The organism is Mesorhizobium sp. LNHC221B00, from assembly GCF_000502935.1.
GTDB lineage: Bacteria > Pseudomonadota > Alphaproteobacteria > Rhizobiales > Rhizobiaceae > Mesorhizobium > Mesorhizobium opportunistum.
This window is the reverse complement of the sequence record NZ_AYWR01000011.1, coordinates 244,295-256,788: the sequence shown is the minus strand read 5'-3', so window position 1 is coordinate 256,788 and position 12,494 is coordinate 244,295. Positions and strand designations below refer to the sequence as shown.

The 12,494-nt window shown below is 58.3% G+C and carries 6 protein-coding genes, 3 pseudogenes and 1 other annotated feature; of the genes and pseudogenes, 2 read left to right on the top strand and 7 right to left on the bottom strand.

Annotation, left to right across the window (positions count from 1 at the left end; all coding sequences use genetic code 11):
* Positions 1–118 precede the first annotated feature (118 nt).
* A complete protein-coding gene (locus X741_RS151060; protein WP_023778305.1) occupies positions 119–1,198 on the bottom strand; it encodes an IS630 family transposase in 1,080 nt (359 codons plus the stop codon).
* A 646-nt stretch (positions 1,199–1,844) separates the two neighbouring features.
* Between X741_RS151060 and X741_RS1000000168520 the strand changes: the two are divergent.
* Positions 1,845–2,517: pseudogene (locus X741_RS1000000168520) on the top strand (DDE-type integrase/transposase/recombinase); the annotation flags it as partial.
* Positions 1,913–2,029: a sequence feature (AL1L pseudoknot), on the top strand. It overlaps the preceding pseudogene by 117 nt.
* 442 nt (positions 2,518–2,959) lie before the next feature.
* Here X741_RS1000000168520 and X741_RS151065 read toward each other — a convergent pair.
* Positions 2,960–4,612 (bottom strand): ABC transporter substrate-binding protein, encoded by a 1,653-nt coding sequence (locus tag X741_RS151065; protein ID WP_023778301.1) that lies wholly within the window; start codon positions 4,610–4,612, stop codon positions 2,960–2,962.
* Between the two features lie 995 nt (positions 4,613–5,607).
* Positions 5,608–6,633, bottom strand: a complete 1,026-nt coding sequence (locus X741_RS151070) for an IS110 family transposase (protein ID WP_023778300.1) — start codon at positions 6,631–6,633, stop codon at positions 5,608–5,610.
* A gap of 169 nt (positions 6,634–6,802) precedes the next feature.
* On the opposite strand from X741_RS151070, the pseudogene X741_RS1000000169835 reads away from it, so the two are divergent.
* Positions 6,803–6,955, top strand: a pseudogene (locus tag X741_RS1000000169835) (IS21 family transposase); the annotation flags it as partial.
* Between the two features lie 412 nt (positions 6,956–7,367).
* Here the strand turns inward: X741_RS1000000169835 and X741_RS1000000168510 are convergent.
* From X741_RS1000000168510 to X741_RS151080, 4 genes and pseudogenes are all read right to left on the bottom strand, one after another.
* Positions 7,368–7,918 (bottom strand): annotated as a pseudogene (locus tag X741_RS1000000168510) (amidase family protein); the annotation flags it as partial.
* A gap of 388 nt (positions 7,919–8,306) precedes the next feature.
* Positions 8,307–10,514 (bottom strand): N,N-dimethylformamidase beta subunit family domain-containing protein, encoded by a 2,208-nt coding sequence (locus X741_RS151075; RefSeq protein ID WP_023778299.1) that lies wholly within the window; start codon positions 10,512–10,514, stop codon positions 8,307–8,309.
* Positions 10,504–10,875, bottom strand: a complete 372-nt coding sequence (locus tag X741_RS0134985; RefSeq protein ID WP_156937897.1) for a hypothetical protein — start codon at positions 10,873–10,875, stop codon at positions 10,504–10,506. Before X741_RS0134985 ends, X741_RS151075 begins: the two co-directional genes overlap by 11 nt.
* A gap of 103 nt (positions 10,876–10,978) precedes the next feature.
* Positions 10,979–12,418 carry a gamma-glutamyltransferase gene (locus X741_RS151080; protein WP_031250135.1) on the bottom strand — a complete coding sequence of 480 codons (1,440 nt, stop codon included), beginning with the start codon at positions 12,416–12,418 and terminating at the stop codon, positions 10,979–10,981.
* Positions 12,419–12,494: the final 76 nt, after the last annotated feature.

Sequence of the window (12,494 nt, the reverse complement as noted above, 5' to 3'; positions counted from 1 at the left end):
AGTCGACGCGGACATATGTGGCTTTCCCAATAGCATTCCCCCAGCAAGCCGCCGAAAGAGCGTTGAAGACATGAAGTTTGGGGGACGACGATGTGTTGCGTTTTCGTATGCTCGCAACCTAGTGGATTGATTCCAACGGTTGGTGCCCGCGCCTGACGGCAGCGATGATTTCGTCGGGATCGGCCTTCCAGATGAAGGGCCTCGGCTCTTGGTTGTGCTCCGTGATGAAGCGGTTGATCGCGGCCTGGAGATCGACGACGGAGTGGAAGACGCCGTATTTCAGGCGGCGGCGCGTGAGTTTGGCGAAGAAGCCCTCGACGGCGTTGAGCCAGGAGCACGATGTTGGCACGAAATGGAAGGTCCATCGTGGGTGTCTGGCCAGCCAGGCGCGGACCTTGGGCTGCTTGTGGGTGGCGTAGTTGTCGAGAATGACGTGGACGGCCTTGGTGGCCGGGAGTTCGGCCTCGACTGCGTTGAGGAAGCGGATGAACTCCTGGTGCCTGTGGCGCTGCATGTTGCGCCCGATGACCGAGCCATCAAGCACGTTGAGCGCGGCAAACAGGGTGGTGGTGCCGTGGCGCTTGTAGTCGTGCGTCATCGTGCCGCCACGGCCAGGCTTCAGGGGCAGCCCCGGCTGGGTGCGGTCAAGCGCCTGGATCTGGCTTTTCTCATCGACCGACAGAACGATGGCATGGGCGGGTGGGGAGACGTAGAGCCCAACCACGTCGTGCAGCTTTTCGGCGAAGGCCTTGTCATTGGACAGCTTGAAGCGACGCCAGCGATGTGGCGCAAGACCGTGGTCGTGCCAGATCTTCACAACCGAAGACGCCGCGATGCCGACCGCTTTGGCCATTGCACGGACGGTCCAGTGCGTCGCTTCGTGATCGGGCGGCTCCAGCGTCAGCGCCACGACCTTGTCGACCACCCCCGGCTTCAGAGGCGCAATGCCAGGCGGCCGAGTCTTGTCGCGCAGCAGGCCATCGACACCTTCGGCCATGAAACGCTCCTGCCAGCGCCATACACAGGTCTTGGATTTGGTCGTCGCCGCCATGATCGCCACGGTGCCCAGACCATCGGCGCTCAGCAGGATGATCCGCGCACGCCAGACATGCTTCTGGGGCGAACTTCGCGCCAAAACGATCGCCTCAAGCCGCGTCCTATCCGATGCCGTTACGTCGATGCCGATACCTGTGCGCATCCCGGCAGCCTCGCATGCCACGCTCCAGGATGGAATCCCTGCGGGACTCCTTTGTCTCGATCAATCCACTAGCGCCGTCTTGCGGCTGCAACTTGTGCCTCTCGTTAAAAAAGGGAAGAACATCAATGGACGACCGTCTTGCCCCACGGTCGAAACAGACGCACATCGCAGTGCATGCTTCACAGCGTGAACATATCCGCGACGCTCATTTGTGCAAGTTAAAAGTTTAGCTGCCAGCTTTATATATTAGGCGTTGCCTTTATGCAACATTTTTCCAAGTATTACTTGCACAAATCGAACGTATTGCACATTTAGACGAACTGTACGTTCGATTTGTGAATTTGAAGCAAGCATTTACTGGCGGTATCCATGCCTCACCGTTGCCTCATCGCATTGGCCAAGAATGCGCTGCACCTCCTTCATCACAATGGTTGAAAGCCTGTCGTGGGCGTTTCATTTCCAAGATCGCTCGATCCAGCCATACGTTCGTTGCCGCGCGCGCCCCGGCACGGTTGCAAGATCTTCGGCCGCCGCCGCGGCACCCCTTAACTCGGCGACCATATCGCCCCTTGCATGTTCCAACGTCATGGCCCGAAACCTCCATGTTCATCGGTCTGTTGCAAGGTGCCTCGGCGCATCGCTTACGAAGCTCAAGGCCTTGGAGCGCGAGAACCGCGAGCTTCGACAGGCCAACGAGATCCTGCGCAAGGCGAGCGCGTATTTTGCCCAGGCGGAGCTCGACCGCCGGTTCAGGCCATGATCGCCTTCATTGACGATCACCGTGAGGCGCATGGGGTCGAGCCGATCTGCAAGGTCCTGCCGATCGCCCCGTCGACCTACCACGACCATGTCGCGAAGCGGGCTGATCCTACCAGGCTTTCGGCTCGCGCGAAATCCGACGCCACCAAGAAGGACGAGGTCCAGCGTGTGTTCGAGGCGAACTTCCGCGTCTACGGCGTTCGCAAGGTGCATGGACAGGCTTCGTCTACGTGGCTTTCGTCATCGATACCTATGCCCGCCGAATCGTCGGCTGGCGGGTGAGCCGGACGGCGCATGCGAGCTTCGTCCTCGATGCTCTCGAACAGGCCCTGCACGAACGGCGGCCCGTCCATCGTGGCGGCCTGGTGCATCATTCGGACAGAAGTTCTCAATACGTCAGCATTCGATACACCGAGCGCGTCGAGCCTTCTGTCGGCAGCGTCGACGATAGGTACGACAATGCTCTCGCCGAAACGATCAACGGTCTCTACACGGCCGAAGTGATCCACCGACGCGGACCTTGGCGCTCCTTCGAGGCCGTCAAGTTCGCGACGTTGGAATGCCGCCCAACGGCGGACCACCTCATATGACACTCGAGCAGCATTACCTCAACTTCACCAGACTCACGTTGAACCATGGTAAAGCCAGACCGCCTAAGCAACGATCTGCGGCGGAAACCAATGGGGTTTGAACCGATATCAGATGTCTGCATCGCCCAAAAATTACGTTCAATCCGACACACAAGCAACCGCATGCCGGTTAACCTGACAACATCGCTCGAACAGCTGCTTATGCACCCGCTTCAAGAGAAGGCAGCCTTGCCCGCCGAGGCGGCGAGCGGGGAACGTCGAGTTAGCCTTTGAATGAGCACTGCTCCGACGATGACTCCCTCAAAGTGCCGTCGAGCCTCAGACCAACATATGACCCACAAAGTCGCCGGCCCCTCACAAAGCTGGATCGACTATTTGCTGCCATGGCCGTTGATCGGTGAACACGACAAATTCAGCCGGCTTGGTCGAGCCAAACCTTCTCGAGATCGATATCGTTAGTGGGATGCATCTCGTAACCTTTGACGTGCTTAGTCGAATGGCAAAACAAAGAAAGCCAATAAGGCTGTATGATGACGCCTGAATCCTGCAGAAGGGTTTCAATATCCTTCATGAGCACCTTACGCCCCACTGGGTCCGGCACCGTCAAGGCCTTATCTAGTAGCTTGTCGAATTCCGGGTTTGACCAAGCCGTCTGGTTCCATACAGCGCCAGTGCGATAGGCGAGGGACAGCACTTGGACGCCGAGTGGCCGCCCATTCCAGTTCAAGACCGAGAGTGGGTATTTCATCCAGTCGTTATAGAACGTGCTAGTGGGCAGGACTGTCCGCTTTACCTTGAAGCCGGCCTCACGCAACTGCGCGGCAATCACATCGGCCGGATCCTTAACCCACCCCGGGTCGGGGCTAATAATCTCGTGTTCGAAGTCCATCTCACCGGCTTCTGTCATTAGACGCTTGGCAGCCTCGATATCTCGTTTCTTTTCCGCAACCGGGTAAAACTCGGGATGCGCTGGTGCTACATGATAGTTCGCAGCAATGGTGCCGCGACCATTGTAGCCAAGTTGCAGCACAGCGTTATTGTCGACCGCTAACTGTAACGCATTTCGCACCCGCTGATCGTCGTAGGGCTTTCTTGTAACGTTTGCGGCACACAGGATCGTAGTCGCTGTCTCCGCCTCAGACTTCACCAGATCGAGTTTGTCATATGTGGCAATATCATTTGCGTACGACTGATCATTCGCATCGATTTCGCCGGATTCGAAGGCGCTCTGGATAGTGGAAGGGTCCTGGCCATAGTCAATGAACTGGACTTCGTCCAAGTAGCTTTCACCGCCCCACCATTCACCGCTTGTCCGACGCTTCAGCACGGCCTTTTGGCCTACGTCCCATGAAACGAGCTCATACGGTCCAGTACCAACGGGATGGGTAACCAGATTCGAGCCGTTCTTTTCGAAATCACGGTGAACCACCAAAGCCGGGTAATCGGCAAAGCTAGCGATGATTGTGATGTCAGGCCTCAGCAACATAAGTTTGACCGTGGACTCGTCGACCTTTGCGACTGCACCTTGCGCCGCCTTGCCTGTCTTTTCATCGATCAGTGTGGCCATGCGAGTGGCCATTGTGTTTCCAGGCACGTTCTTGTCACACCACCGAAGCAAGTTGAACACCACGTCATCGGCAGTAAAATCGTCGCCGTTATTCCATTTGACGCCCTTCCGGACATGTAGCGTGTATTCCGTGGCATTGTCGTTGACATCCCAGCTTTCGAGGAGACGCGGTCCGAACGTGTGGTCTCGTGTGTACTTCACGAGCGGTTCCAGGAACTGCCGGTAGATGTTACTGACATCCGGATAATCATTTACGCGTGGATCTTTCGGAGCATTAACCGGCGCAGCAATTCGTAGGACCCCCCCCTTCTTTGGTGCCTCCTCAGCATATGCCGGGAGCGTCGCACCCAGCATCGAATATGCCATAGCTGTCGAGGCGCCAAAGATAGAAGCGAGCGCTAGGAATTCGCGCCGGTCCATGCCACCCGTCCTCGCCTCTTGGGCGAGCGCCTCGAATACTTTGGGCATAGGCTTGCCCGTCCCGTTGAAAAATCCCATTGTTGAATCTCCGAAGAATTGTGGTTGGTTAGCCGACGATAATTCATCAAACCGGTTCAGTGTGTGGAATTGCACTCGCGCAGACAATGCCTTTCCGGAACCTCCGCCCAGCTATGAGGGAGATCCAATTCGTAGGCGAACTGGGGCGAGGCTGCGTCAGCGATCGACTGACTAAGCCTGTGGCAGCGCGATGCAACCGTCGATGTCAGAGATGCCCGCCACGGCAGCATCCACGTTGCCACCCCATTCGAACATGTCCGCCCCAGCCTCAGCAGCAAGTTCGGAACCCGCAGCGACAACGCCGCCACAACATCTTGGCTCCATTGCCGCAATGTAGTGGCTAGCCCGCGTGCTCTGCCACCTTTTGATAGAAAGCGGTACTCGACGCCGCAGCCTCGCTCCAGGGATTGTCCGCGTTTCACCATCATCAGTCCTATCAACAGGTCGAAACAACCGTTGCATATCGCTTCTTATGAGTCAAATGTATTAATATCGCAAAACAGACATGGTTTGGGACATTCTCTGTCCTCGCGACCTGCCTGCTAAGCTGCTGGAATAGGGAAAGAAATGCGGGCTTCGAGCACTAAAACGGGACACCGCGTCGCTAAGGGCTTCCTCCGAGAGTCCGTTACGTCCAATTGGAAGCACGCCTGATGCAGCCCTGGCCGACCGGTTGGCAGAACGGCTGCGACGATGCGTCTTGCGGCCCTTCTGTGCCAACGCCTGGGTATGGCGAAGAGCTGTTCGATTGACGGTGTTGTCTAATCGCCGCTGGGACGTCAAGCATGTAATTGCGTCGAGACGACGCTGCCGGGTGCATGGTTGTCTTCGCGGTCGACATCAGTCGCCGCATGATGGAGCTCCGCGGACGAGCCTTCAATGTGGACGACGCACTTTGCTGAGACAGCGGTGCAACCCCATCAGCGGAATGGCTCGGCTCACGTCCCGGCAGGGACGTCTCAGGCGCTCAGATCCTGAACGCTATTCGCAAGATTTCATGCTGTGGCGCCTGCATTTCGATCAAAGAACTCACCGGTCTTGAGCATCGAATGCATTATCACCGCCAGTTTGCGCGCCACAGCCACGGCAGCTCGTTTGAAGCCAACCCTCTCCCGGAGCTTGAGGCCCCACGTGCGCAGGCTGCTGTCGATCGGGCTGCGTGTCAGGATGACCGCCGCAGCCTCATAGAGAAGTCCCCGCAAATGTCGATCGCCGCGTCGGGATATATGGCCGTCATAATCGACTTCTCCCGATTGGTAGCGGCGAGTTGTCAGGCCGATCCAAGCGGCAACAGAGCGGGACTTCTTGAAGTTGCCCGGATCTTCAATGGCAGTGGCGAAAGAGGTTGCGGTAATGGCGCCGATGCCGGGGATCGACATGAGTATGCGGCATGCTTGGCTTTGACGTGCATCTGCGACAAGCTGGCGCCCAAGCTCGGCGGCACGGATGCGAATGCTGCGCCAGGCTTCCACCATCGGTAGGACGACAGGAGCAAGCTCGCTCTGATCGATAAGAAGGCTCCGGACATTCTTTTCGAATGTAGTTCCCTTACCGGCGGGAACGAGCAAGCCGAACGTTTTCATGATCCCTCGGATCTGGTTGGAAAGCTCGACGGTGATCCGGACCAGCCGAGTGCGTGCTGCCACGAGCGTGCGGGTCAACATACTGTCGAAGCCTTTCACGCGCACCTCGCGAAAGAATCCTGCTTCAGCAAGACGCGCCAAACCATCGGCGTCATTCGCATCCGTCTTGTTCGCCGCCATATCGAGAGCGGCTTTGGCATGGCGCGCATCGATGCAGATGGCTGGCAATCCCTCGGCGCGCAGCGCATGATAGAACCAAACTGACAGCGGGCCGGTTTCGAACACGACGCGCTTTGCGGCCGGCGCCCGCTTGCGGACAAGCTCGGCAATGATCCTGGGATCAGATGCGCACTTCCCGCGCCAGATCCGTTCGCCTTCACGGCGGATCGACACTGCCGTCTCTTTCATCGACACGTCGAGACCGATATGTTCTTCCATGGCTGTTCTCCGTTGATGCTGGGCCCGGCGTCCAGTCGTGAGCCCGTATTTCATCTTATCGGGGAACAGCCACCCTCCAAGGCTATGATCGGTTCCAGGGCGCGTCGCTCCCGCGATTACCCCATGTGGATGGCTCCTTCGCCCGGCGATTCTTCGCATGCTACGTCTGCATCAAGACCTGCAGACGCTGCTGCGTTGCCACCGCCAAGCTTTTGTAGCCATCGGCGAAGATACCGAGGGGCACATCGTCTACAACCGATCACGGCTGGCGCTGGCGCAACATCATGGCTTTCAGCCTAAAGCCTGCCGGCCCTGTCGGGCCTCGATCGGCGGCATGCGGTTGCTTGTGTGTCGGATTGAACGTAATTTTTGGGCGATGCAGACATCAGATATCGGTTCAAACCCCATTGGTTTCCGCCGCAGATCGTTGCTTAGGCGGTCTGGCTTTACCACGGTTCAACGTGAGTCTGGTGAAGTTGAGGTAATGCTGCTCGAGTGTCATATGAGGTGGTCCGCCGTTGGGCGGCCAAGTTCGGACCCCAGATCGCATGCAACCTGCGGCGACGGCAGGCGCGCCCCGGCGATGTTTTGTATCTGGACGAAGTCGTTGTGAAATGCGCTGGCAGGCAGTTCTGGCTCTGGCGCGCGGTGGATCAGGGCACCNTATCTGGACGAAGTCGTTGTGAAATGCGCTGGCAGGCAGTTCTGGCTCTGGCGCGCGGTGGATCAGGGCACCCGAGTCGTTGCAAGTACCGATGGAGATCGTAGGGGATGGATTCAAGGCCTCGCGCGTCGAAATCCCGTAGCGGAGGAGTCGGCTTGCGGAGCTTCGCAAAACCGGAGCCGGCAAATGGATCTTCGACCAGAATTGCGCCGAGCTTTTCGAGGTCTCCTTTCGCTCTGCCGTAGAGTTCTCTCGCCTCCGCCGAAAGAAAGAGGCTGATCGCGCCAGCCGCTGCCATAGAGCGCCAAACGTTTACCTTTGAGCGCATCAACCGTTAGCTTGGAAGTGTACCCCCCTTCGGCTTTTTCCCGACGGCTGCAAGAGTCTTGGGATCTTCTGACGTGTAACCGGCAATCACATCCAAGCAAATGGCTGCGTCGCGCACACATCGCGCGTGCGGGCCGATGACGTCTCGGTAACCCGATCCTGGTAAAAGACCGGCGTTTGGCACCAAGCCAATAGTCGGTTTGACGCCAACGAGATCCTGTGCCGAAGCAGGATTTTGAATCGACCCCCCGTCTCCGCAGCCAATCCGAATACCGCCATGGCCGAGGCAACCGCGTCTGTGCCGTGTATGTTCCGTTAGCCAGATCTGCTTGAGGCTTTTCGATAGTAAGGGCTTTGAGATCCAGCAGTGAGGCGGTGGGGTCTGAGCCATCAGATGCTTCATTCTTGATGTTTAAACTAGCCCAGGACAGGTCAGTGGTTGGTTCACCTAGATCACACCTCGGCTGGATATCTGGCCTTTGTTCCGTCACATGATCCTGAGGCTTCACTCCTCATCGGAGAAAGAAACCTGCCGTTCCGAAGCCTATGACGGTTCGCGTGCCTCTACGGAAGTAACGAGCATCGGCCTCAATCCCGGTTTCAATGAAGACTCATGGCTTACACGATCGATTGGCGGCGCGGATATCAAAGGATCGATCGGTTCAGATATACGACAACCCCTTCAATCTGGCATTTGAAAAGGGCTCGGATCGCGGAAGCGGCGTAGCACGTTATCAGAAACGCGGGCGACATTATTGGCGTAGCCGGCGTGCGGAAGGCAGCTGCCCCAAGCTATCGAGCCGACAGAAAAGACCGCGCCGCCTGCGGGTGTCTCGAAGAACGTCATATCAGCCCGAATGGGCTCTTTTGGTGCCTCGTTCCAGAGAGCCGTGAAGAACTCGGTTCCCCTCATCCCTCGCATGTACGAGCTCGTATGGCCCTCCGAGGCGGCAACCACGAGCGCATGACGTGGGGAGCCAAGTTCTTGGTCCACCACGTCAACCTCAAGACCAGCCGCTCCGCCCAAAATACCGAAATCCCCGATGATGGTTTCGGTGATCCCGTCGAAGATGAAGTGCGCCCGTGGATCGTCACCTGCCGGCAGGCGACGATAGTAACTGCAGCGGTCAAAAGCCTCTGTCCGATATCCGACGCCGACTAGTGAGGGCTCGGGTCTGCCCAGATCCCTCCAAATGCCGCAGAGCCGGCCAGTAAAGCTGCTGTAGGCGTCGCCCGCGTCGACACGGCCCATACTTGACTTGCGGCGCCTAAGCTCGACCAAGCCGTGCTTTCTGGGATGGAAATCGATGGTATGCCAAAATCCGTTGCCGCCGAGGTACATGAGCCGCCCACCCTTGGCGAGGAAGCCGTCGAGGGCCTGCAACATCGGCACAGACCAATACTCCGGATGACTGCCAGTCACCAGCACGCGGCAACCCTCCAAGGCCGTCAGACCCTCGCGATCGAGTTCCTCATCCGTCAATACGTTGTGATCGGGCGCAGCTCGGGCTAGCCAGCCGAGAAGGCAAAGGTCGATCTGAAAATTCCAGAGCCAGCCTCCCGGCTGCCGGTTCAGAACTGGCCTGCGAAGCGATCCGATCCAGCGCCCGCTGCCGTCATCGTGCGGATCGTAGAGTGATCTGCCGGGACCTTGAAGACCTACAGCCAAGAGGTCTAGTGGGGTGAAGGTGACGCCAAGGCAGCCGAGACCATACTCTATTCTCTGATGCTGGGATAACATGTTGACGTAGGCTGCGTAGGTCGCAGTAGGCGCCAGGAAAGCAACGTCGCTGGAAGCGTTAGCTGGTTGTCGGATGTAAAATGGTACATAGAATTCAGCATCGTCGCCCCGCAGACGGGCGGCATAACAACCGCTCGGCCACTCAACGGGCACCGTGAGCCGCAGGTCTTCTTGCCAGCAGGGACTCTCAATATCATCGTGGTGGAAGTAAATAGCGCCATATTGTTCAGGTGCGCGGCGCCAATCCAAGGTCGAGCTATCCCAGTTCGAACCCTGGACATAACGGGCGGGCTGATTGACGCACAAGCCGTCGTGACCGAAGCCTGAAAGATCTTGGACCGCGTCTGATGCGGGTTCATTCATCAGATCCCAATCGGCCAGGCAGGGCCAACCGACCGGTTCGGCTGGCTTGCGTGCAGCCAAATCCTTGATTTGGTCGAGGGACAGCGCCACACTCAAGATACGGGGACGTTCTATTTTCCCGTTGAAGAGGTGGCAAGGAAAGCCGTCGCCACCCCGCTCCGCTGCCATTAGAAGGTGACCGTCGCCGCTTGCTGGCGGCTGCACATCATCCACAGCCAGCCAGCTGGCGCCGGCGTGGTCGTGCGTTCCAGAAGCGAGGCGATGCACCGCAACGAGCAAGTGATGACGTTTGGGATCATAGCTTAGCGCAACGAAGCTCCAGCGACGCATGGACAAGGGCCGATCGAGGCAGTAGACTCGCGCCCCATCGGCGTCGGCAAGGATTGCGGTCAGGCAGCCCTCGGCATCGAGCCGCAAGGCGAGTCCCCCGCACCCGTCAGCAGTCAGCGTACTCAACAGACAACGAGGTTGGCCGTTAACAAGGGTCGGCAGGATGTTAGCGCAAATCGTTATCGGGCCCAGGTCCGCCAGGCGTTGCGAGTTCTCGACCTCAATGTAGGAACCAGCCCGGATAGGTTGCTCCCGACCAGGGTAACGCTTGCATTCCGTCATCACTGACGGCTGAAAGGGCGGCATTTCCGGTCCGGCATCGCAACCAAGCAAGCGGACGAAATCGCACTCGAAGCTGTCGAGTTTCACGCAGCTCACAGCAAAACCGATACTTTCGCCCGGTTTGACGCTGTCGCGATCTGCATAAGCGAGAATCACTGGGCGATCAGACTTCATCGTCACTTTCCTGCAGTGGGAGTGCACCGATCAGATGTTGCCAACGCTGCTTGAAGACCCAGCGCTCAACATCCTCACGTGTTCGAAAACAGACTGGCGCCATTTCGGCGATGTCCAAGCCGTCAGGCGACCAGCGCGCTGCGCGCCACTCACTGTAGGGCTTGGTCATTATCGTGAACCACTTGCCGGCCGTTGGTTGGGAACGCATGACGTCGAGGACAAAGCTCAGATCGGCACTGTGGCGACCGAAAGGTGCGTCCAAAAACTCACTCACCACGTCGAAACGTCCAGCGAAAGCCACCAAGGCTGCCCGGGCGGCAGCCGTGCCGGCATTCCCAGATGAGTAGCCCGGTTCAGTCATCTCAGTACTCGGACCACTGGCCATAGCGGGCCTCCACGTGTGTAGGATAATATCTGGTCAACCGCTTACCCGCGGATGTATCATTACCTTAAAGGCCTTGAAACTAAGCGTACTCGACACCACCATCCCAGTACGTATCCGCACCACCGCTCAACCGACCACGTCGGTCACGATAGGCGAGATGCAAGAGCCCGAAATGTTCTCCGGTACTCCGCGATTTTGGGAGGAGCGGCAGACCAATATCGGCAAGTCTTCCGCCGACGGCACGATCAAGTTCGGTGCTGATCTGCACGAGGCCTTCAGAGATCAACACGCACGCCGGATCAGCGACCGCACCTTGCGCGGACATGTTGCGGTCGACGATGTTTACGATGGCGCGCAGCACCGCACCCGTGATCTTCTCGGACCCAGCGGCGCCTAGCGCGACGCGATCGCCCATGGGCGATTCCAATACTGTAGGCGCCTGATGAGTGATATCGCGGCTTGCACGCCGTCGGCCGTCGGTCATCTGATAGCTATGCGCCATCAAGTAGCCACCCGGTGTAGCGACCGCAGAGCCAAACCACTCTCCAATGGAAGTCGTGATCGAGGCGACCATGCCATTGCCGTCGACCGCCGAAATGTGGGTAGTGTCGCCTATACCGACCTGCGCCCGCGCCTTCGGGAAGCAACTCGCAAGGTCACCGCGTCCAGACAGGAGCGCCCGGACTGTGCCGGCCTGAGCGGAGAGATATTCTTCTAAAAGCAGAGACTGAGCATCGGGTACGAGTCCAGCTTCATCCTCCCGAAATGCCATGGATTGCGCCAAAAGCATCACCGCCCAGCGGTCCGGATCGGCCAGCTTGGAAAAATCAAAGGCTTCGAAGAGAGCGAGGGTATGGGCTTGCTCATAGCCGTAACCCTGCTGTCCAATCGTCCAGCCTTTCCAGCCGCGGTAGCAGAACTCCACCGACTCCGCGTCAAGCGCTTGGTAGGCGGCGAAATCGTCCATTGTGAGACGGCTGCCCGCGGCCACCAGTTTCGTAAGAAGGCTTTCCAGTTCGGTACCGACCATTATGCTGGCCGAGCCAGTTTCTCCATAGGCAGCGAGAGTATCCGCGAGTTCCGGCTGACGGAAAGTCTCGCCGAATCGCCAAGGCGATCCATCAGGCTTAAGGAATAAGGCCTTTGTGGCATGGTGCGTTGCAAGCCTTGGCGCCATCAGCGCCCATGCATTAGCGAGATTAGCGCGAACGATAAACCCGTCCCTGGCGAGGCATATAGCCGGCTGAACCACCTCATTGAGGCCAAGACGGCCATGTTCTGCTACGGCCTTCTCAAAGGCCCGCGGAATGCCTGGAACCGGAACGGTTCTAGCCCCGATTTCGGCGGGCTCTGGCAACCAAGCGTGCGGCAGCGCGCTGCGTCCGTCAATGACGTTAACTTGCCCATCAGGACCCAGGATGACGATATGGCAGCGTCCGCCAAGACTAGTGTTGGCAGGGTCGGTGACAGTCATGGCGATTGCTGCCGCTACGGCCGCATCCGCCGCATTGCCCCCCATCCGAAGCATCTCCGCTCCCGCGACTGCAGCGGGTCCGGAACCTGCGGCGACGACACCTCCCACATTTGCGGTTTGC